Source organism: Rhizobium sp. CCGE531 (assembly GCF_003627795.1).
Classification (GTDB): Bacteria; Pseudomonadota; Alphaproteobacteria; order Rhizobiales; family Rhizobiaceae; genus Rhizobium.
In genome coordinates, this window is record NZ_CP032685.1 from 705,729 (window position 1) to 727,127 (window position 21,399).

Below are 21,399 nucleotides of genomic sequence, written 5' to 3' on the forward strand. Positions count from 1 at the left end.
CAACAGGAACGCAGCCATGGCTCTGATAAATTCCGAGACGCAAAGCAAGAAGCTCGATGCAAGGCAGCCTCGGCAGCCTTTCCGCCAGATGATCGCGAGATCGATCGTCGCGCCGGCGAAGACGGGAAAACGCGCCAAGGGCTCCAAGCGTCTGGGCGTCTACATGCTCGCGGTTGTCGGCCCCACCCTTGTCGTCAGCGCCTACTACGCCTTCATCGCCGCGCCGATCTACGTGTCCGAGGCCTCCTTCGTCGTTCGCATGGCGGCTCCGCCGTCATCGAACGTCTTCGGTTCGCTACTGCAGAATAGCGGCATCACCCGCTCGCAGGACGACACCTTCTCCGTCCAGGAATATATCCGCTCGCGCCAGGCATTGAAGGAGCTCACCGATCGACTTCCCGTGCGGGCCATTTTCGGCAGCCGGCAGGCGGACCGGCTGACGCGCTTTCCGCGGCCTTGGGAGAACAGCAGCGAGGAGGAACTCTACAATTATTACTCGGATCGAGTCTCGGTCATTCACAACGATACGACTGGTATTACCATGTTGCGCACGACAGCCTTTCACGCGCAGGATGCCGCCGATCTGAATACCGCGCTGCTTTCCCTCGGCGGCAAACTGCTCGACCGCTTGAACGACAGGGCCCGCAGCGACGCAGTTCGCTTCGCCGATAATGAGGTGCAGGAAGCGCAGCAACGGGCCATAGATGCGCAGAAGAACATTACGAATTTCAGAAACAAGGAACTGATGATCGACCCCAATGCCAGCTCCATGTCGATGGTCGACCTCATCACCAATCTGACCGCCGAGCTGGCCAATACGCGCGCGCGGCTGGCCGAAACGCGCAAGACCGCGCCCGACAGCAACGCCATCCCCTTCCTGACCAGCCAGATCGCGGCGCTGGAGCAGCAGATCGAAAACGAGCGGGCCAAGATGGTCGGATCGGACAAATCCGTAGCACCTAGGATCGCCGATTACGAAAGTCTTGTCCTGATGCGTGAATTTGCCAACAAGGCGCTCGTCGCCGCCCTTGATTCGCTGGAAGCAGCCAGGGCCGACGCCCGCCGGCAGCAGCTTTATCTCGAGGTGGTCGTTCCGCCGCACCTGCCGGACGAAGCGGAGATGCCCTATGCGCTCAAGAACATTCTTGTGGTCTTCCTGTCTTTGAGCCTTGCCTATCTTCTGGGCTGGCTCATGCTGACCGCCCTCAGGGATCACGAAAGCGGCTGACCTCGCGCTCCAAAGCTCCTCAGATATCTCCTCCCAAATGCCATAGACGCAGATACAGCCAGTGGTTTTGCCCGGGCAATCTCCTTGGCGCCATACCGATTGCGTCTCCATAGTATAAAATGCGACAATATTTTTATAATGAAATAATATTAAGGATATACTTCAGATTTTTAACGAAATGACATTGACTTTTCAGTTGAAAATAGCGTTTTATTGCCAATAAATTCTGGAAAAACGCGGAAAAATCGGCGCCAAGCTTATCCGGCCAACGGGATACAGATCAAACACAGACGTGATAGTGCATCATATTGATGTGAACATCGCATCGATGTCTGCAATCCATACGTTTATTTAAATGCACTATCACATGAAAACGGAAATGGAGTGCATTGTGATCAAAGAGCAATCAAAAACAAGCGATGCAAAGGACGTCATCATCGCAGCATACAAAGGCCTTTTAGGAAGAAATCCTGACAAAAACGGCATGAGTTCTTATCTCGATTTGCTGGAGAACAACTCAATTTCATATGAAGATCTTATACGGCAAATCAGCGCTTCTGATGAATTTAAGACCATACATGGATACATTCAAACACATGGTTCCTCCGGAAGAGAGGCGATGGATGTATATCGACAGTTCAGGAAATATGAGGGGCCGGGACGAGCAGGCTTTGTGACCAACTTCCTCGGTTGCGTTTCCAACGTGAACCATGTCGGTCTTGCAAGCCATTCGGGACTGGTTGAATCATTTCCGTTTCCCGGTAATTTTCACGGGGCCGCCTTGGAATGGATCGCGGTATTGCGTTCAGTTCTTGACGCTCGGGAACGATTTAGCATGATTGAGCTCGGCGCCGGATGGGCGCCTTGGTCGACGATCGGCTACACGGCCGCCAAACAGAAAGGTTTAAGCGCTCACGTAACCCCGATCGAAGGGGATCGTGGTCATATCGATTACATTCACCATTCATTTCGTGAAAACTCTATCCCCGATAGCGACGCCAACGTTATTCATGGGGTTATCGGCGTTGAGGACGGAATAGCCAGGTTCCCTCGGGCGGCGCAGGCCGGGCATGTCTATGGCGCCGCCGCTGCGTTTTCTGGCGAGGGCGATGATGCGGATGCATTCGGGACATTCCTGAAGCATCATAGTGGCCTTATCGCAGAGATCGAAGAAGTCGCATGTTATAGCCTCGCAACGGTCCTGAACGGCCAAGGGACCATCGATCTCATCCATTGCGATATTCAAGGTGCCGAAGGTGACCTCTTCGAACGCCATATCGATGTGGTGACGAAGCAGGTGAAGCGCGTATTCATCGGCACGCATTCCGCTGACTTGGACCGGCGCCTCATCAGCTTGTTTCCTAAACATGGCTGGGTTTGCGAAGGCATCGTCGCCGCAAAGACCAGGGACGACCCACATGGAGATCCGATGCTTGTTGCGGATGGTGACCAGGTATGGCGCAATCCGGCGTTCTTCTGATCCAGGTCTTGGTACGGCGTTTCGAGGCCCGCTTCGAGCGGGCCTTTTCATGAGAGCCGCGATGATGCTTCAACCACTCGGCAGGGCAAGCCGACGATCAGCGACCTACTACGGCGAATTGACCGTCATGCGTCATGGCGATCGTATTTGGTCCACCCCCTATAGCCAACTGACCCGGCGTTCGGGGTTGCCGGCGCGCCAACGAGCGTAATGGCTTCGATGATGCCCGGGCTATGCAGACTGTCGGTAGCCGTGGATGTGATGCAAGCGGTAGACACTGCGCCCGCACATTTTATCCACGAAGTCCCCGCAAAGCCGGCACTAAAGTTGCCGGGCGAAATTTTGGAGCCCTTCAGACATCCATCCTGCGGGATCTCAAGGTATCTACGAAAAAGCCGCTTGTCGATGGCGGTACGAGGACACAGATATTCCCGACAGCAAACGCGGCGTTGAATACGGATGTCGCGAGGGTAGATCCGTCAGCTTTTGCCCCCCATTCACGAACATCAGCGCCTTCTGCCGGAAATATGGCGATCCAGCATTTCCCATCGGCACTCGGTACTTGCGCACCGCCATCGCCGGAACCAGAATTCATCGAGCAGGGCGAAGACGACGCCACGTAAACAAGGGGCGGCGCATCACCAGCCGCCGCATAACCGAGGCGCATGACAGCAGGAGGCCCGCCCGTCACAGTCATCGCCGACAGAGCAGCGGTATTCGTTGCCGTCTGCACGTTGTCGGCGCACGCTGCGGTGTCGATCAGCAGGAATGCAATCGCCTGCAAAATACACTTATAGATTCGGTTTGGCATTCTTGCGGTCCTCACCGACCTATGGAGATGACGCCGCTTCGCTTCACCAGCCCCCACTTGCCAAAGGCACGCTAGAACTCCCAACGGAGGAAGTTCTCAATAGTTATATTTCAGTTTGAAAGCCGCTCACGGGGGATCAGCGCCAGATCTTCAAGGCGAGTGTTCGCCCCGTAGTTCTGTAAAAATATGCCAGGGTCTCCTATGTCCTTCGGTGCGCCCGTCGGGTCCGCTCGATCAAGAAGACCAATGTGATAATCAATATCGACAAACCTCTTTAAATAGCTCAGTGGGTCCACTCCAGATATGCGCTGAAGCATTTCTGGCGAGAATTCCGTCGATATGATGGGCCTATCGTGCTCTATAAGGGGCCAAGCGCCGTCAAAAACCTTGGACTCTGCGCCCTCTACATCCACTTTAATGAAATCGATGCGCTTCTGGACAAGCTGATCCAGGCGAAAAACCGGCACCACCGTACAATAGGGACTGCTTAAAACAGCGGAGGTTTCCGGGAGCAAGCCGCCATTAGAACCTACATGCGTAGAGAAATAGGCAGCCCCTTCAGCGCTGGATAGCGCGACAGGCAGAAGCTTTACGTTGTCAATTCCATTTCGCTCGATGCTTAACAGTATTAAGCGACTATTTTCGGAATTCGGCTCTATCGCTGTTACGGAACCCGATGGTCCAACGAGCCTTGAGGACAACATCGTAAAAAATCCGATGTTTGCACCGATATCAACGACATGCATTCCTTCTTTGATTATTGACTTACAAAAGGCGGTAACATGCGGCTCATATATGCCGGAATGCAATATTGAAAGACCGACGGCCCTATCCGCATTATCTATCGCCAAGCTAAATGATCCGAGATCAGCGTAGAAAATATCCTCTGGTCCAAATCTGACAATGATAGGTGTGTTCAAGCTCTGGCGATCAAAAACACCTATAACAGAACGAATTTTTGAATAAGATAATTCTCCATCCGAAATGCCGTGTCTGCTGATATGATCTTTATGAGATGGAGGAATATCGTTCCCATACAGGAACTGACATATCGTTTCTAAATTTCCATCCATAAACAATCCTCCATTCACTGCATTGATCTCGGGAATCGAGATGAAAAATATAGGCGGACCAGGCCGCCTGACGCGACGGCATCGGTCAGTTTCGGCCTAGCTGCGATTGGAGCATGACTTTCTCCAGCAAACCCACCCGTTCCAGCGGATCCGCCCCGTTGCAATACGCAACGGCTGAGAGCCCGAGATGGCATGACCGATCGCCCGTATCGCCAAATCTGCCCCGCGTCAGCAGATTGACCGTAACTTTCCCGTGCGACCCGACGACGCCCTCAAACGAAATGTAAGCCCCCCGTTCGACGAGTTGGAAAGAGCACGTTTCTCCTCCGGCATCGGTGATAACGGCGATATTCTCGCTTTGAGCCGGACATCTCACCTCGAGGTAGATGCGCACGCTTTCGCCCTCGGCGAGCTCGCTATCGAACACAAGCCGGGAGCGGCGCTGGCTTGCCCAAACGCCCCAATCTTCCATAGCGAACCAGCCTGAGTCCCGCGCGGCGCGGAAGGTGAGGATCCGTCGGCCTTCGGCAGCGATGCGCAACAGTGCCGTGTCGCCACCTTCGATGATTGCGTTGCGAGGCAGGTGGCAATTCAAAAGCCCAGGCTGGTCTCCTAGGCCAACGCTCATGTCGATCGCCGTCGAGAACAGCTCGGAGCAGAACGCATCCCACGATTTGGGCACGAAATTCTCTTTGATATCGCGCTGCCAATCAGCCAGATCGTTACGATCGGCAATGACCTGCTTGAAGACGTTGTAGCCATCCTCGACGTTGTAAGGATTGATGTAACGCACGAAATGCCCTCCAACCTCGGGCATCGAGGTCGCGTTGGAGGCGATGCAGGGCTTGCCGTAGTTCAGGCTCTCGCCGATGGGCAGGCCAAAGCCTTCGGCAAAACTCGTGTAGGTCGTAAACAGAGAATGCCGGTATAGATATTCCAGTTCGTCGTCCGAGATGTCGTTGAAGATGTAGAGCCAGTCCCCGACATAGCCGTGGGCAGCCAGATGGTGGCGCAGTTCGTCGATCTGCCAACCCCATTTGCCCACCCATACGAGTTTCGGTGCTTTGTCGCCCAGTTCGCGGACCAGACGCTCCCATATGCGGATCTGGTACATATGGTTCTTGCGAACTTCGATCGTTGCAACGCAGAGGACATATTCCTCCTCTGCCATGCCGAGAATGTTGGTATTGAGGATCCTGTTCTTCTTCTGTGTCTTGCGCAGCTCCGTGGCGAGCGGAATAGCCTTGACGGGCAGCTCGAAGTTGAGACGCTCCTTGAAATAGGCCCTGATTTCGGATGCGACGAACTCTGAATTCGCCAGAACGAAATCGCAAACCGAGAATACGTCGATCAGCTGTTTTTGGAACTTGTCGACGGCAGCCTGCTGGACATATTCGGGATTCCGGATCTGGATGAGATCGTGAATGAATACGCAGAAACGCATGCCCTTTTCACGAAGCTTCCGCATGACGTCGTAATGCGGATAGATCCAGAACGCGCCCGCAACGACGAATATATCATCCTGCGTGGGCCAAACTTCGAAGCGCGCGTCGAACACGGCGGCAATTGCCTTATCGACCATGCTGCGATCGACAATCGGGACGTCAAACTGGCGAACAAGCGTTGCAAGTGCCACCGGGCTCGCGGCGAGAATCCGATGGCGATCATACTCCGGTAGCACCGGGATAACGCGGTAATCCTTGAAAAGACCGGACTCGATATGAAGGACCAGATTGGCAACGACGCGTTGAATTCCGCTCAGGCTCTTATTGTGCTGGGCATATTCCATGAGGTCGGTGACGTCGAGCCAGATGGTCTTCACCGCCTTTTCGCCCTCGGCGCTGAAATCGGAGAAGACATCGCCAACGGCGCCTGCTGCCACGAGTTCGATGACGGCATCGTGGTTGCCGGGGTTGCATTCCACCGAGCGTTTGTAGCTTTCGATTGCTTCGCCGGTGCGCCCCATGACCTTGAGCAGATGCCCGCGCTGCAGGTGAATGTCGGAATCATCTGGGCTGAGCCCGAGGGCCCTCTGGTAGCGCTTGGCTGCCTCGCGATAGTCACCCGCTTCCTTGAGGCAGTTTCCCGCCTGAACCCAGATCCCTGTGTCCTCGGGATTGGCCTGCAGATGCTCATCATAGAAGTCGGCCGCTTTCTGCCACAGCCTCGAATCCCGCGCGACGTCGGCCTCGCGGACGACGTTTCTCATTTCTTCCTTGCTACGAAACATGTTCATGAAATCTCGCCCGGTTTGTTTGGTGAGGTTGATCGTGGCGGATAAGGGGATTTCGGCGATGGTTCCTCGGCGCTCGCGACTCCACCGGTTCATGCCGGAGACGGATAGGTCGATCCCATTCGTCTCCGGCTGCTGAACCGCTCCTCACTCCATGAGCGGTCCAAAGGCGGACCGCCGCAAGGGGGTCTTCTTCAAGCGGCGCGGCGCCCCGCCACGTCCTTTTCCTCCGGCGCCACCCAGGGTTGGCCGGCTTCGACGTAGCCGGTCAGGCGCAGGATCACGTGACCCTTGCAATCGGCCCACAGCGTGGCCGGCAGCACGAGATGACCATCGGTCCAGGACCAGTTGCAACCTGCGGCGACCTCTTCGGGATGGACGCCGACGAGGTCGTTCAAGGCAACGTCACGATCGGTCTTGAGGCCATCGAAGATGCGCAGGCTCTCGAACCGCACGCCAAGCGCACGGACCTCCCGTCCGGGAGAGAAGGTCCGCGACACCAGGCTCGCCGTCTTGGCGGAGGCCGGGAAGATGAACCGGGCGAGGTCGCCGTCGATCTGCCCCTCCACACGTTTGCCGTCGACCAGCATATGCAGGTCCATATCCACAGCCCGGCTCCAGCCGAGTGCCTCGGCCCGCGCGATCAACCGCTCGCGTATCGCCTCGACGAGGACCCCTCGATCGACGAAGGGGCGGGCATAACGGGTCAGGCTCTCGGTCACGCGCTGAGCGGCGTCGACCTCAACGAGGCGACCGTAAGCCTTGCCGAAGAAGGCACGGTTGCCCACTTCCATATAGCTCTCGCAGCCCAGGCCCTCGGCCATGAGCACATCATGGCTTTCCAGCTCCACGTGCCAATAAGTGACCTCGGCCCACTCCTCGCGGACGATCGTCGCGCCGTTGGCCAGTTCGCCGACCGGCACGAACACTTCGCCCATCAGGTCCACGCACACCGCATGGCCGCCGGACAGCAGCAGATCGCGAGCAGGCAAGTTGTCGCCGAAGGCGCCGGCACGAACCCGGATCGGCCACTCGTTGCGCACCGGCTGCTCAAGCCGCTTGTTGCCGATCCAGATGATCGGACGGGTTTCGCCGGTCGCCGTGATCGCCAAGTCGCCGACCTTCAGATCTTCCACGGCGACTTCACCGCGTACGGTAAGAATGTGCGTCCCAGAGACGAAGCAGGGTGTCGCCACGGGAGTAATGTCTACCGCCGCACCATTTGCGCTGATTGTCAGCGGACCTGCCTGGCCTACTACAAAGGAGCCGGTCGGGAAACTGGTGCCGGCGACGCTGACATTTCCGAGCGGGTTGTTGTTGCTGTCGAAAAGATTGATTGTCTGGGTGCCGCCGCTCGAGGTGATGGTGTAGTGATCGACCGACCCGGCCAACCCCTGGAATTCAATCTTGTCCGTCGCGGCATCGAAGCTATTGATGGTCGTGGACGAAAGGTCGAGAACCGCACCGCCGGCGTTCGCGATAAAGGTGCCACCGCCATCTCCGAAGTTGATGGTCGTGCCGTTCAGCGCGCTCAACACGGCCGTCCCATTGGCGAACGTGCCACCATTCTCGAGATCGACATTCAAGCCGCTCAGCGCTCCGCCGAGCGACCCGCCGGCAGCGGTGGCGGTGCCACCGTCAACGACCAGGTTCATGTTGCTCAGCAAGCTAATGCCCGAATTGATGGTAGCGTTGCCGCCCACATAGACGGTGGACGTGCCTAATAGCGCGGCGGCAATGTTGACGGTTGCCGTCGCGCCGGGGGCCACCACGTAATCGGTGTTCCCGAGAAGCGAGGCGATAGACAGCGAGCTGGTGCCGTTAACCGGTGTCGCAACATTGCCTGGCGTGATATTGCTTACAACTGTTGTCGTAAGGTCCGGGTTGGTGATGGTGAGGTCATAATTTGCACCCACCCCAAGCACGCCCGGGTCGTAGACCAGATTATAATCTACACCACTCGTAGTGATGGCATGATAATTGCCTTCCGCCATGTTTCTTGCTCCGTTAAAATAAACGAGTTTAGAACTAGTCTATGCTCACCCTCATCGCGTGGGACGATGGAGCTTCGGTTCGCCCTCCGCACATCTCGTTCCCAACGCCGTAACGCGAGCAACTTCAGAGCATGCAAAGACCACCGGCAGTGTTGTCCAGGCAATCCCGCACCTGCCACACCGATCCCGTCACAACAGTATAAAACGCGACAAAAACTCTATAATCATAGTCTAATAGAGATATTTTTTTATTTTCTGCGGAGCGTAGTTGACTTTTCAGAGCGGAATCCGATCACGCTGCGTCACAGTATGGGGCTGCGAAATAGTTACGGCATTCGTCTGGGATGGAGAGTTGGAGTATTCGCCCGATTGTTGTCCAGAGGCTCGCGATGAATCGTTCGGTTTGAAATCGGGTTATACAGCGCGAGGTACTCTAGCTTCGCACCAATGCTCTCGATCATTTCGCGAACACTGAGGCCTTTGTCGCTGGAGAGATTGTCCATAACGACCACGTCACCGGTGCGCAGCTCGGGCAGCGGCACCTTAGACGTAAGTCTCGAACGAAAGGAAGTTGATGGGCCTGTCGATGACGAAGGGGGCGATGAAGCCGCGCACCGTCAGAGCGCCCACGAAGTTTGTCGTTTTCCAGTGATGGGATGGACGCCCCCTGACGCATCGATGTGCCAAAGTGGTGGCGTTGAGAACTCCTGAAGGAAGGCGTCCATGACAAAAGTTAGCACGATTGGCTTGGATTCGGCCAAAAACATCTTCCAGGCCCACGGTGCAAATGCAGCCGGTGCAATCATCTTTCGCAGGAAACTGCGGCGACCAAATCCGGCACTCTTCGCTACCCAGCTTCCACGCGTAGCGGCGATGGAGGGAGAAATCCGCGTATTTTGATGCCAACTGACGGCTCTCAACCAAAGCTCGCTCGTTGATCCGACCCGCATCGAGTAAATGGGCGAAACAGCATCGTCTTGTCGCGCTATTCTTCTGTCAGGATGCTTCGGCCTCCCGAACGCGATAGCCCATGTCCTCCGCCCGCCTTTCAATAGACATGCGGGCTTGCTGGAGCACCTTGCCGGCATAGACCGGCGGATAGCACCAGTCATTCCAGGTGCGCGTCGCCGTGCTTGCAAAGGAACCGAACCGCAATACGCCGGGCTCGAGAAAGGACATACGACCACCGAGAGCAAGATAGGTCTCTGTCTGTGCGCCTTCGGCAAGAATGATCGAATGCTGTTCGAGCTCGATATGGTAATACTCGAACGGCACCAGCGTCGCCTCCTGGGTGATCGTCGTACCGTTGAGGAGGAACTTTGCTGGAATCAGCGATTCCTCCAGAAACATGCAACGGTCCGGCGAAACGTAAAGATCCCGGGAGGGGACGTTTTCGGCAAGGGCGCCTGCCTGTATGCGAACCGGAAGGGTATCGCGTGGTTTGTCGATCGCCTTCGGATCGATCCGACGCCGTCCGACCCATCTAATTTCCGCAACGCCCTTGTGGGTGACCACAAGATCGCCGACCCGCAAATCCTCGACCGGCACATCTCCCTCCGGTGTGCGGATGAGCGTGCCGCGCAGGAAGCAGCTCGTAAACGTCAGTGTGTCGGTGTTCGGATCGTAGGTGTAGGTGACACCGGCCGGTATGGTATAGGAGCCGAATGGTATCGCGTTCAACAGACCGCCGAAGAAGGTGACGGTATTGCCGGATTGAGAGACAACGTTCGAGCCTACCACCTCGATCCTGTCTCCCGATTGAACGTTCATGACGTTCGGCGGGGTCGAGAGGTTCAAGCTGACGCTGCCGGGGTTGTACGCGAACAGCCCGCTACCGTTTGCATTGGCAAAATCTACGGTAACACCGTTCAAAAGATCGACAGTAAGCAGGCCTGAATCCACCGTAATACTCGAATTGGCGCCTATTGCATAAGTATAGGTCGAAGCGGCCCCGACGTTTGCGAGGCCGGCATCGATGGTCACATTCGCACCGTTGATCGCCCCGATCGTCGTATTTGAAGCCGCGCCGATACCGACGACACTGCTTATATCGACGTTCACGCCATCAACGATCACCGTACCGTTGGCAACCAGATTGAGCTGTATGGTGTCCGAGGGAGTGCCGGCGTTGCTACTATCAATCGTGGTCGTGCCGTTGTTGATTAGGTTGATGCCAATCAAAGCCATGTTATTATCCTCTCCAATAGATTAACATGTTGTCTTTCAAGGCAAAATTTACAGTCAGAACTTATAGTTCAGACCGACCCGAACGGCATGGAAATCAAGGCTGGCTTTGGAGTTGAGGGCATCCCCGCCCACGTTGCTGCTGCCGAAATCGACATACTGATATTCGAGTTTAGCAGTCACATGATCGGTGAAGGCATGTTCGACACCGGCACCCACCGTCCAACCGGCCTTGGTCTTGTCGTCGTCGAAACTGCCGACGCCGGCGACGGAGCCCTTGTAGTTGACATGACCATAGGCAAGGCCGCCGGTGCCATAAAACAAGGTGTTATCGTAAGAATAACCAATGCGTGGACGGAGCGTGCCGTACCAATCGATCTTCGAAGAGGCGCTCGCCACATCGCTTCTGAAAGAGTCGCTGATATCAGCACCCTGAAAATCGGCTTCGAGGCCGATCACCCAATTGGGGTCGAACTGATAATTGTAGCCGATCTGGCCGCCCCCAAGGAAGCCGGAGCTTTCAAGCTTCCCAAATTTACCTAGATAGCTCCCGAAGGAATGAAATCCGACCGTGTCGTTGCCGCCGAAGGCGCCGCCTGCGTTCACACCGACATAAAAGCCGGTCCACGAAAACACCGGTGCTGTTTCCACCGGAGCCTGCGGCGGAGTTGAGACTGAGAGGTCGGCCGCATAACCCACACTTGCCGCAACCGCCGCCAGCAGGAAAGCGGTAGATCCCAAAAACTTGCGCATTCGAAAATTCTCCTCGAAGGGATTCACGAGATTTAACAACATGTAACTTGTGAAAGTTCACGTCGACGCCATAATATAGACGTGTTTATAGCTGTAAATACGCCATCACTAATATATATTTCTGCAATACATGCATTATTTGTACCGGATTGTCGCAATATGTATTGAATTGTGACTTCATTTTTACTTGGAAGCCGCAGCTAATCCGTTTTGAACCCTGTTGACCTCAACGATGAGGAATCGATTTCACATCGCGTCGTTCCAGCATCCCGGAATAAGTATGCGATAGTTCGCGACATCCTTCTCGATCAGAGAAAGCCGATAGTTTGCGAGGACTTAGGGATGGCGCAATCCGATGCTCGCGGTCGCTTTCGATATAGACGGGCGCTGGACTAATCTGCAGGTTTTTGCCGCTACTGCAGATACCGATCCGCTGCAGTGGGAGGCTCGACGGGGCGGACCCTTGAAGGTACGTCGAGCCTCCCCAACTTCCCTCCGCGCCGTTCGTCATCTTCACAGAGGATTCAGCAAAGATCACCGCCGAGCAATCCTGGCGCGCATCAAGCTGCATCATGCGACATCGGCCGGGCGCTGTGACATTGCGAAACAAACAAGCATCCAGGTGTTAGGCTGTTGCTTACTCTAATGTCGGCTTTCCAAAGTCAGGCGCAATTGGACCTCTCGCGTCGCTTCCGGTATGGACGATACGGCAATGGCGGGCGACATCTTTGCAACTGTCGCAACCGCCAAATTGCGATGGTCGGGAGGTTCGGTCGCCTGCGTCAAGCGTCTGCCGGACCTCCTCGTATTCTCGATGCTGATAAATGGGCACGTAATTTGGCTGAAAGACAGCGGCCCGCCCTTCGTTTCAGAGCGTCACGAGGATGCCAGCCGCTTTGGCGGCCGTGATGAATGCCGATCGAACCTGCGGCGGCGACGCCCTGCCCGTGACGCCGTCAATGCAGGTCTGGAGCGCTTGTTCGAACGCCTCTCCGTAGTGCACCGGCCATTGTGTCGTCAGGCACTCCACGGCGCGCATGACGGAATCGACAACCTGAACTTCGCCATCATCGTCGAGGCTGATTTTGACCGGCTCGAACACAAGGTTTCGGAGATTGTCGGAATTCTCGCCGGAGAAGTCCTGCCGATCCTGAACGGCAGGTCGTTCGGCCCCTGCGCATCTTCGCTTCAGGACCAGCTTGGTCAGCAACTTCATGTCGCGAGCGATCTCACCTGACTTGGGCGCATCACCTTTGGCGGCTGTGCGTTCGAGATCGCTTGCGCTCGTGACTGGCCGACCCCGCGACATCGTCAAATTATCTTCCGGGCGTACCGGAGGACCAGGGGTTTTAGAGGGATTCGAACGAACAAACCGTTCGCCGATATCGGGATCGGTGCCAAAATCCTTAGTATTCCGCCCCATGCCAACATGCCCCAATTAGCGTCCTCAACCCCAGCCCACTACGGGCCTACGCAGCCGCAATACGTTGCATCGACAAAAGTATTACTATTTGTAATCAGCAGTTTAACATGACCAAACTAGGGCTATGAAGCGAGTTTGACCAGTATCGCTACAACAAAAACCGCGAATACCAGCGACGGAACCGTTTTTGGCTTACTTTCTCATGTATAGCTATGGAAATTTTCGCCTAAAAGTTCCGCGGAAAGGAACACGAAAAACGAGCGGCGCACCGCGCGACATCATGCGCAGTCATATTGCAAACGAACAGGATGCCGATTTTCCACAAGAGAAATTGAAGGGGCGCACCGAAGTGCGCCGCTTGTTCAGACGATGAAAAAAGTCGAGGGTGGTATCTGCAATGCGGTGGCAATGCGGCGCAGTTTCGCCGGATCGGCCTCTGCACCGGCCTCGATTTCAATGATTTCCTCACTGGTGAGACCACAGGTTTCAGACAGATCGTCAATCGTATAACCGATGGCTTCACGCGCCTGCCGTACGGCAGCTGCGATTTCGCCATGGGGAACGGTAGAAGCCTTTGAACTATCGATATTATTCGGAGTAATGGACATGAAATTTCTCCTTCCAAAGTCCGCCGGCCGATTCGTTGCCGGGTGAAGGCGGCTATTGCAGCCATGAGGCATATCGACCTAAACAGACGCGGCCGAACGCTGGGTCAATATAGGCATCAATGCGGCAAGGGCAAGCATGGAAGCGCATAGCTGCCCATCGCCTGGCTCTCGGCTCGTGTCGTATTTTAATATTGAGTGATATCGCCGCACGTCACGGTTACAAAATTGCCGCGCGCTGCTGCGGCCTATTTTCGCGATCGTTCCCTCCCACGAGATCCGATAGACGGCGCAACGCCATCCACGCCGGCGAAGGTTACTTCTTGCTTCTTGCCTTGCATATCTTTCGCTCGGCCGCGAGCAAGAGGCCCTTGAGCTCCGGTTCGCGCACACGATTGGCGGCCTCGATGAAGGAGACCCATTCGACGCGACGCTGGCCTCGCTCCGGGAAATCCTGAAGCATCTGGTCTACTTCCAGCAGATGCAGTTCGACGATACAGGGAACGCGATTGCCGTCGGCAAGCTGCTTCAGATAGGTGAAGTAGCCGAAAGGCTTCTTCTTCACCTTTCCGCGCACGCCGGCCTCCTCATAGGCTTCTATGGCTGCGACCTCATGCGGCTTCTTGCCCCTGATCGGCCAGCCCTTGGGAACGACCCAGCGCCCGCTTTCCCGGCTGGTGACGACGAGCATCTCGGCATCGTCGCGTTCGGCTTCTTTCCTGTAGCAGATCGCGGCATATTGTTCGTAGACGCGGCCGTGAAGCATCGCGTCCGCATGGGAAGCAAGTTCGGACAGGAAACTCTCCGAACGCCTCAAGGCCTTATGCTGCGCTGATATTGAAGACGCCATGCACGGTTACCCGCGACAAGGTCGATGGAGGCAAATCCACCCAAAAACCGGCTGGCGTGCGCTCACAAAATTCGTCTGCGACACGCTGCCCTCCAATCCTGCGGCTCTGCCGAAATTCACAACTGTCAGTACGATGCTGTGAGCCGTTGCAGTGACAGTTTTATGAAGCCTGCTGTTGATGAGGACAGTTGCATGGGTTGTCGCGGTCGATACACGAAACTGTGACCGCCCCGGCTGCCGAAACTGAAAACGGCCCCGCGGAGGGGCCGTTTCGCACTTGGGAGGATGAAGCGAAGCCTACTCGGCCGCCTGCAACGCGGGCACTTCGATCTCCTCGCTCAACTGTCCCGCCATGGCCGCGGCAAACTTCGTCTGATCGAGCTCGTTCTCCCAGCGGGCAACGACGACCGTGGCAACCGCGTTGCCGACGAAATTGGTCAGGGCGCGGCATTCCGACATGAAGCGGTCGATACCAAGGATCAGCGCCATGCCGGCGATCGGAACCGAAGGTACGACGGCAAGTGTGGCGGCGAGCGTGATGAAGCCTGCGCCGGTAATGCCGGCCGCGCCCTTGGAGCTCAGCATCGCCACCAGTAGAAGCAGAATCTGGTCACCAAGCGCCAGCGGCGTGTCGGTCGCCTGTGCAATGAAGAGCGCCGCCAGCGTCATGTAGATGTTGGTGCCGTCGAGGTTGAAGGAATAACCCGTCGGAATGACGAGGCCGACGACGGAGCGCTTGCAGCCCGCGCGCTCCATCTTGTTCATCAGGCCCGGCAATGCCGCTTCCGAGGAAGACGTACCAAGCACCAGCAGCAGCTCTTCCTTGATATAGCGGATCAGCGCCAGGATCGAGAACCCGTTGTAGCGGGCAACCGCGCCGAGCACCACGAGCACGAAAAAGATCGACGTCAGATAGAAGGTACCGATCAGGAATGCCAGGTTGGCGATCGTGCCGATGCCGTATTTGCCGATGGTGAAGGCCATGGCGCCGAAGGCACCGATGGGAGCGAACTTCATCAGCAGGGCAACCATGCGGAAGATCGGCGTGGTCAGCGCCTGCAGGAAGTCGGTAACCGGGCGGCCGCGTTCGCCGGCGGCACCGAGCGCGATACCGAAGACCACCGAGAAGAACAGTACCTGGAGAATATCGCCCTTGGCGAAGGCACCGACGATCGTGTCCGGAATGATGTTCATGAGGAAGCCGACGACGGTCGCATCATGCGCCTGCGCCGCATAATTGGTGACGGCCTTCGTATCCAGCGTTGCCGGATTGATATGCATACCGGCACCCGGCTGCACGACATTAGCGACGATGAGACCGACAATGAGCGCTAGGGTCGAGAAGGTCAGGAAGTAGATGAACGACTTGCCGACGACGCGACCGAACTTCTTGAGATCCGACATGCCGGCGATGCCTGTCGTGACGGTCAGGAAGATGACCGGCGCAATGACCATGCGCACCAGCTTGATGAAGGCATCGCCGAGCGGTTGGAGCGACGCACCGAACTGAGGGTAGTAGTGGCCGAGCAGGATGCCGGCGGCAATGGCGGTCAGAACCTGCACATAGAGATGCCGGTAAAAGGGAAGTTTGCCGCGCGTTTCGGCGGCAGCGATGGGAGCAATCATGATGTCCTCCGTTAAGCCCAACCGATCTCTCGGCCCTCCGGGCGACGACTAGAATTCAACAGCCTCCGACTGTTCCGCTTAGCTTTGCAACGAGCGTGCCAATTGAGGGACAAGGCTTTAACCATTTGATTTTATGATGTTTTGAAATTCGGCGAGAGACCGCGCCTCGCAGCATGTGCGGCAATCCGCACAGATTGAATTGCGATCAGCGCGAAAACATGCACAATATGGCGATGCTACAGCGCGCCGCCATGGAACGACTTTTGACGCCGGAGCAACTAAGCCGGCGCTCCCGCCGGGTTTGGTTTGCTTTCGCGTTCCTATGCGCCGCCATCATTGGTGCCGCCCTTTATGGCGCAAGCTTCTACGGCCGCGTCTCCGCGATCGAGACACTGCAGAGGCAGGCGCACACGGACGCCAATCTCAAAGTCGCACTTTTGCGGGCGGTCCTCGAGCGGCCGCGCGCCTTGCCGCTCTTGCTGGCGGACGATCAGCAGGTGCGTGAGGCTCTCACGGGACGGCGGATCGACGACATCGTTGCCTTGGACCGCAAACTCGAGAACCTCGTTTCCGGCACCAGCGCTTCGGTCCTCTATGTCATTGGCAAGGACGGGGTCACGATGGCCTCCAGCAATTGGCGGGAGCCGCTGAGCTTTGTTGGCAACGACTATTCTTTCCGCGACTACTTCAGCAAGGCCATGGAGGCGGGAACCGCCGAGCATTTTGCGCTTGGTACGATCAGCAATCGCCCCGGCCTCTATATTTCCCGCCGCGTCGGCGATGCCGGTTCGGCATTGGGCGTCGTCGTGGTGAAAATGGAGTTCGATCAGCTGGAAGCCGACTGGAGCGAGACCGGTCGTCCCGCTTATGTGACCGACGAACGCGGCGTCATCCTCATCACCAGCCTGCCTTCGTGGCGCTTCATGACGACGACACCGCTGGACCGAGAAGACGCGGCGGCCATCCGCAAGAGCCTGCAATTCGGCGCCGCTCCGCTCTCGCCGCTGCCGGTCAGCCGTCCGGAGACCGTAGGCCCGGATGCGACCATCGTTCGCGCCGTCCTGCCCGGCAGCAGCGCCGCCGAATATTTGCGGCTGACGACGGCAATCCCGTCGACGCCCTGGCAACTCGGCTATCTCATCCCGACAGATCAGGCCATTGCCTCCTCGATGCGCGAGACGCGTTTCTTAACCTTGACCGTGCTGCTGCCGATCCTTGCCTTCGCCGCATTCCTGCTGCGCCGCCGCGATGTCTCCGTCATGCAGATCGCCGTCAGCAGGATCGCCCGCGAAGAACTGGAGCGCCGCGTTCTGGAACGAACCGAGGATCTCAGCCGCGCCCGCGATCGGCTGGAGGCGGAGATCGCCGACCACCGGGCGACGGAGGCCAAGCTGCAGGGCGTGCAGCAAGATCTCGTGCAGGCCAACCGCCTCGCCATTTTGGGTCAGGTCGCAGCCGGCGTCGCCCACGAGATCAACCAGCCCGTCGCGACGATCCGCGCCTATGCCGAGAATGCGCATATCTTCCTCGACAGGCAGCAGACGGAACCGGTCAAGGACAATCTGTCTGCGATTACGGCGCTGACGGAGCGCATCGGCACGATCACCGAAGAACTCAAGGCTTTTGGCCGCAAGGGACGGACCGCGCCCGAGCCGGTGGACATCAGAAGCGCGATCGAAGGCGCCGTCGTCCTGCTCAGGAGCCGGTTTGCCGGCCGTCTCGACGCGCTGAAAATCGATCTGCCGCCGACAGGCCTCCTCGTCGTCGGCACGCGCATCCGGCTGGAACAGGTGCTGATCAATCTTTTCCAGAATGCTCTGGAAGCTCTGGAAGGCCGCGAGCAGGCCAAGGTCGAGGTTTCGGTGCTTGAGACGTCCGACGATGTCGAAGTCGTCGTCTCGGATAACGGGCCGGGCATCCCCGCCGCAATCCTCGACCAGCTGTTTACGCCCTTCAATACATCCAAGGAAAAGGGTCTCGGCCTCGGCCTCGTCATTTCCAAGGACATCGTCGTTGACTATGGCGGCCGGATCGATGTCGAGAGCAACGGCAGCGGCACCTGCTTCACCATCCATTTGCGCAAGGCCACAGCATGAACGACCATTCCCCCGTCTTCCTCATCGATGACGACAAGGATCTGTTGAGGGCGACGAAGCAGACCCTTGAACTTGCTGGCTTTATCGTCTCCGCCTTCCCCGCCGCGATCGAAGCGCTCAATGCCCTGGATGCCGGTTTTGCCGGTGTCGTCGTCTCCGATATCCGCATGCCTCAGATGGATGGCCAGCAGCTCTTTGCCCGCATCAAAGGGCTCGACGCCGATCTGCCTGTTATCCTGATGACGGGTCATGGCGATATACCGATGGCGGTGCAGGCAATCCAGGATGGCGCCTATGATTTCATCGCCAAGCCTTTCGCGACGGATCGATTGGTGCAGAGCGTGCGGCGCGCTGCCGAGAAACGACGGCTCGTTCTGGAGAACCGCACGCTGCGGCAGGCGGCGGAGCAGGCCCAGGGCGATCTGCCGCTGATCGGCCAGACCCCGGCGATCGAGCGCCTGCGCCACACGCTGCGGCAGATCGCCGATACGGATGTCGACGTGCTGGTGACGGGTGAGACCGGTAGCGGCAAGGAAGTGGTCGCAAGCCTGCTGCATCGCTGGAGCCGCCGCGCCAAGGGTAATTTCGTTGCGCTGAATTGCGGCGCCCTGCCCGAAACCGTGATCGAAAGCGAACTCTTCGGCCACGAGCCGGGCGCCTTCACCGGCGCGCAGAAAAAGCGCATCGGCCGCATCGAGCATTCGAGCGGGGGTACGCTTTTCCTCGACGAGATCGAAAGCATGCCGCCGGCCATCCAGGTGCAGATGTTGCGCGTGCTGGAAATGCGAGAGGTGTCGCCGCTCGGAACCAACGAAGTCCGCCCGGTCGATCTGCGTGTCGTGGCGGCGGCAAAGGTCGATCTCAGCGACCCGGGTCAGCGCGGCGATTTTCGCGAAGACCTCTATTATCGTCTCAATGTCGTCACGCTTTCCATTCCGCCGCTGCGGGAACGGCGCGACGACATACCCCTGCTCTTCGGTTATTTCGCCGAACGCGCCGCCAGCCGCTTCAAGCGCGAGATGCCGGCCATTACGACCACCGTGCGCCGCCATCTACAGCAGCACGACTGGCCGGGCAATGTTCGCGAACTCTCGCATTTTGCCGAACGCTTCGTGCTTGGGCTTGAGGCGACCGTCCTGCCGAAATCCGTCGACGCGCCGATGGTCGAGGCAGGGCTTTCATTGCCTGCCCGCGTCGAGCGCTACGAGGCAGAACTCATCCGCGAGACCCTGCAGCAAAACAACGGTGACGTGCGCAAGACGATAGAGGCGCTGGGTATTCCGAGGAAGACTTTCTACGACAAGCTTCAGCGCCACGGCATCGTCAGGGGCGATTTCGCCGACCTCTAGGCGCTTGCAAGTCTTACGGCAGGCATGGAAGCATGTCGTGCCGCAATCTCCGCCGTCCGATCGAGCACCAGCATGGCCTGATCGATAACGCTTGCAAGCGCCTCCGCGCTCTCACAAGCCCGCACGACCAAGGGCGCGCTCAGGCAAATGCGAAGGGCGCTGGCCGGCATCTCGCCGAAATCGGCGCAGCGAACGGGCTGGCCAATGCGCACGGCGGCGAACCCATCTTCCTCGATGGCTAGCTCCTTGTAGACCGCCGCGGTCTCGGCCGCGTTTAAGACATCTGCATTGCCCGCGTCGCGCAGATAGAACGAAAAGATCGAAGGGATTTCATCCCAGTGGCGGACCGATGGCACGCCCCATAGGCAGCGCCGATCAAGGGGACGGCTTTCTAGCAGCGCAAAGGCAGGGTCGTTGGCAAGCCTGGCGGTCATTGCTTCGGCGAAGGTAGAGAGAACGGCAATGACCTGCTCTTCCGGAAGAGCGACGAAGGATTGGAGCTCGAACAAAGCCGCCTTCCAGCGCAGCAGCAGGCCGAAATTGGCGCGCTCGGATAGCGTTTCACGCGCAGCCCAACCCTTTGGCCATTCGGCCTTGCCGCAATAGTCGGCCAGAGCCGCCGGCAGGTGGCGATGCTTGAACCGCTCCGACATTTGTGGCGGGCATAGGAGCGCGCCGCTGAAAATCGGTCCGGCAAGGAATTTCGAACCCGTGAGTGCCACCATGAAGCCATGCGCGAGGTAGGCGCGGATCGTCGCCGCCGCCAGGCGGAACTGGCACGCATCGATCATGATGTCGAGCGCGTCGCCGAAACGCGCCTTGAGGCGCAACACCGTTTCCAGGCTCGGCGCGAGAAGGCTGGTCTTCGACACGTCGGTCACGACCAGCAGGCATCTCAGGCCCGCAACCCTGCCGAGCTCGATCAGGCCCCGCAACTCTTCCTCGACCTCGCTGTCGGCACGAAGGGAACCGTCCTTGTTGCGGACGGCGATGGTCGCGTTGCGTGTCGCGTCGCCGGGCCGCAGCTCCTCGCCCTTGGCAACCGCGCGGTCGCTGCTGACGCGGCCCATGAAATGCCGGCCGGCCGAGGCGGTCATGACGCCGCTGCCCGTCTCGTTGCCCATCAGAGTGACAGTCATCAAGGCGCGGTCATCCTCGCGCGCCAGAAGCGAGGCAGCAAAGAGATGGATGTCCGTGCCCGAAGTTGCCAGGATCGCGTCGACATGCGGTTGTCCGGCGACCCGGTTGAGACCAAGCAGACGCAGCAGATCCAGGCGCACTCGTCCAATTTCACGCTCATAGATGGCTGCAGCCGAGCCGGTTTCCATTTCGCGGACCAGACCGGCGTAGTACGTGTCGACTTCGGCAAAGGCACTGGCGGAAATCGTCGACGCCGTGGAGGAACCGAAAGCAAGGTCGCCCGGACGAGGCGCCGGACCATAACCATACATATTGAGGCCGCTGGCCGCATCGCAATCCAGCCGCTCGTCACCGCCCGAAACCAGGCACTTTAAAAGCGCCTCTCTCCCCCCACTCGATTGCTGCGACGACACGCCCGCGATGACATTGTTATCCAGGGCATTATCATCAGCAACTTGCTGCATGGAGAAGCATTCCTCTTGCGTCATACGTAAAACGCATTGCAGGAGCGCCTTGCGTTCTATGCCGGGCGACACGCCTTCGGCAGCAGGACA

General features: G+C 57.8%; 15 protein-coding genes and 2 pseudogenes. 5 read left to right on the forward strand and 12 right to left on the reverse strand.

Annotation, left to right across the window (positions count from 1 at the left end; all coding sequences use genetic code 11):
- The first annotated feature begins 16 nt into the window (after positions 1 to 16).
- Positions 17 to 1,228 (forward strand): capsule biosynthesis protein, encoded by a 1,212-nt coding sequence (locus CCGE531_RS22750; protein WP_120668017.1) that lies wholly within the window; start codon positions 17 to 19, stop codon positions 1,226 to 1,228.
- A 367-nt stretch (positions 1,229 to 1,595) separates the two neighbouring features.
- Positions 1,596 to 2,708, forward strand: a complete 1,113-nt coding sequence (locus CCGE531_RS22755) for a DUF4214 domain-containing protein (RefSeq protein ID WP_162943982.1) — start codon at positions 1,596 to 1,598, stop codon at positions 2,706 to 2,708.
- Between the two features lie 352 nt (positions 2,709 to 3,060).
- Here CCGE531_RS22755 and CCGE531_RS22760 read toward each other — a convergent pair whose 3' ends face one another.
- From CCGE531_RS22760 to CCGE531_RS22780, 5 genes and pseudogenes are all read right to left on the reverse strand, one after another.
- Entirely contained in the window at positions 3,061 to 3,519 is a 459-nt protein-coding gene (locus tag CCGE531_RS22760) for a hypothetical protein (protein ID WP_120668021.1), read from the reverse strand.
- 110 nt (positions 3,520 to 3,629) lie between these two features.
- A complete protein-coding gene (locus CCGE531_RS22765; protein WP_120668023.1) occupies positions 3,630 to 4,592 on the reverse strand; it encodes an FkbM family methyltransferase in 963 nt (320 codons plus the stop codon).
- Positions 4,593 to 4,677: 85 nt separating this feature from the next.
- Positions 4,678 to 6,828: a glycosyltransferase gene (locus CCGE531_RS22770; protein WP_162943983.1), complete on the reverse strand. Its 2,151-nt coding sequence runs from the start codon at positions 6,826 to 6,828 to the stop codon at positions 4,678 to 4,680.
- Between the two features lie 191 nt (positions 6,829 to 7,019).
- Positions 7,020 to 8,819: a Hint domain-containing protein gene (locus CCGE531_RS22775; RefSeq protein ID WP_120668027.1), complete on the reverse strand. Its 1,800-nt coding sequence runs from the start codon at positions 8,817 to 8,819 to the stop codon at positions 7,020 to 7,022.
- Positions 8,820 to 9,111: 292 nt separating this feature from the next.
- A pseudogene (locus CCGE531_RS22780) lies at positions 9,112 to 9,470 on the reverse strand (transposase); the annotation flags it as partial.
- Positions 9,471 to 9,542: 72 nt separating this feature from the next.
- Between CCGE531_RS22780 and CCGE531_RS34875 the strand changes: the two are divergent.
- Positions 9,543 to 9,647, forward strand: a pseudogene (locus tag CCGE531_RS34875) (IS110 family transposase); the annotation flags it as partial.
- 168 nt (positions 9,648 to 9,815) lie between these two features.
- Here the strand turns inward: CCGE531_RS34875 and CCGE531_RS22790 are convergent.
- From CCGE531_RS22790 to CCGE531_RS22815, 6 genes are all read right to left on the reverse strand, one after another.
- The gene (locus CCGE531_RS22790) at positions 9,816 to 11,006 is read right to left on the reverse strand and encodes a Hint domain-containing protein (protein ID WP_120668029.1); all 1,191 of its coding nucleotides are present in this window, start codon (positions 11,004 to 11,006) and stop codon (positions 9,816 to 9,818) included.
- 54 nt (positions 11,007 to 11,060) lie between these two features.
- The gene (locus CCGE531_RS22795) at positions 11,061 to 11,798 is read right to left on the reverse strand and encodes an outer membrane protein (RefSeq protein ID WP_348633853.1); all 738 of its coding nucleotides are present in this window, start codon (positions 11,796 to 11,798) and stop codon (positions 11,061 to 11,063) included.
- 826 nt (positions 11,799 to 12,624) lie between these two features.
- On the reverse strand, positions 12,625 to 13,179 hold the full coding sequence (locus tag CCGE531_RS35310) for a DUF982 domain-containing protein (protein ID WP_348633028.1): 555 nt from the start codon (positions 13,177 to 13,179) through the stop codon (positions 12,625 to 12,627).
- Between the two features lie 362 nt (positions 13,180 to 13,541).
- The gene (locus tag CCGE531_RS22805) at positions 13,542 to 13,787 is read right to left on the reverse strand and encodes a helix-turn-helix transcriptional regulator (protein WP_120668032.1); all 246 of its coding nucleotides are present in this window, start codon (positions 13,785 to 13,787) and stop codon (positions 13,542 to 13,544) included.
- Between the two features lie 313 nt (positions 13,788 to 14,100).
- A complete protein-coding gene (locus CCGE531_RS22810) occupies positions 14,101 to 14,601 on the reverse strand; it encodes an NUDIX hydrolase (RefSeq protein ID WP_245459379.1) in 501 nt (166 codons plus the stop codon).
- A gap of 330 nt (positions 14,602 to 14,931) precedes the next feature.
- A complete protein-coding gene (locus CCGE531_RS22815) occupies positions 14,932 to 16,260 on the reverse strand; it encodes a dicarboxylate/amino acid:cation symporter (protein ID WP_120668036.1) in 1,329 nt (442 codons plus the stop codon).
- Positions 16,261 to 16,478: 218 nt separating this feature from the next.
- On the opposite strand from CCGE531_RS22815, the gene CCGE531_RS22820 reads away from it, so the two are divergent.
- Both CCGE531_RS22820 and CCGE531_RS22825 read left to right on the forward strand, forming a co-directional pair.
- The gene (locus CCGE531_RS22820) at positions 16,479 to 18,356 is read left to right on the forward strand and encodes a sensor histidine kinase (protein ID WP_120669337.1); all 1,878 of its coding nucleotides are present in this window, start codon (positions 16,479 to 16,481) and stop codon (positions 18,354 to 18,356) included.
- Positions 18,353 to 19,705, forward strand: coding sequence for a sigma-54 dependent transcriptional regulator (locus tag CCGE531_RS22825; protein WP_120668038.1), 1,353 nt, complete (start codon positions 18,353 to 18,355; stop codon positions 19,703 to 19,705). The genes CCGE531_RS22820 and CCGE531_RS22825 overlap by 4 nt, the downstream gene beginning before the upstream one ends.
- Here CCGE531_RS22825 and CCGE531_RS22830 read toward each other — a convergent pair.
- Positions 19,702 to 21,309: a hypothetical protein gene (locus CCGE531_RS22830; protein WP_120668039.1), complete on the reverse strand. Its 1,608-nt coding sequence runs from the start codon at positions 21,307 to 21,309 to the stop codon at positions 19,702 to 19,704. The genes CCGE531_RS22825 and CCGE531_RS22830 overlap by 4 nt on opposite strands.
- Positions 21,310 to 21,399: the final 90 nt, after the last annotated feature.

Bases quoted from the DNA above. Each gene is read 5' to 3' on its own strand.
- CCGE531_RS22775 (WP_120668027.1), bottom strand. From the start codon at position 8,819: ATGGCGGAAGGCAATTATCATGCCATCACTACGAGTGGTGTAGATTAT.
- CCGE531_RS22830 (WP_120668039.1), bottom strand. From the start codon at position 21,309: ATGCAGCAAGTTGCTGATGATAATGCCCTGGATAACAATGTCATCGCG.
- CCGE531_RS22805 (WP_120668032.1), bottom strand. From the start codon at position 13,787: ATGTCCATTACTCCGAATAATATCGATAGTTCAAAGGCTTCTACCGTT.
- CCGE531_RS22795 (WP_348633853.1), bottom strand. From the start codon at position 11,798: ATGTTGTTAAATCTCGTGAATCCCTTCGAGGAGAATTTTCGAATGCGC.
- CCGE531_RS22815 (WP_120668036.1), bottom strand. From the start codon at position 16,260: ATGATTGCTCCCATCGCTGCCGCCGAAACGCGCGGCAAACTTCCCTTT.
- CCGE531_RS22790 (WP_120668029.1), bottom strand. From the start codon at position 11,006: ATGGCTTTGATTGGCATCAACCTAATCAACAACGGCACGACCACGATT.
- CCGE531_RS22770 (WP_162943983.1), bottom strand. From the start codon at position 6,828: ATGAACATGTTTCGTAGCAAGGAAGAAATGAGAAACGTCGTCCGCGAG.
- CCGE531_RS22825 (WP_120668038.1), top strand. From the start codon at position 18,353: ATGAACGACCATTCCCCCGTCTTCCTCATCGATGACGACAAGGATCTG.
- CCGE531_RS22755 (WP_162943982.1), top strand. From the start codon at position 1,596: ATGAAAACGGAAATGGAGTGCATTGTGATCAAAGAGCAATCAAAAACA.
- CCGE531_RS35310 (WP_348633028.1), bottom strand. From the start codon at position 13,179: ATGGGGCGGAATACTAAGGATTTTGGCACCGATCCCGATATCGGCGAA.
- CCGE531_RS22760 (WP_120668021.1), bottom strand. From the start codon at position 3,519: ATGCCAAACCGAATCTATAAGTGTATTTTGCAGGCGATTGCATTCCTG.
- CCGE531_RS22765 (WP_120668023.1), bottom strand. From the start codon at position 4,592: ATGGATGGAAATTTAGAAACGATATGTCAGTTCCTGTATGGGAACGAT.
- CCGE531_RS22750 (WP_120668017.1), top strand. From the start codon at position 17: ATGGCTCTGATAAATTCCGAGACGCAAAGCAAGAAGCTCGATGCAAGG.
- CCGE531_RS22820 (WP_120669337.1), top strand. From the start codon at position 16,479: ATGCACAATATGGCGATGCTACAGCGCGCCGCCATGGAACGACTTTTG.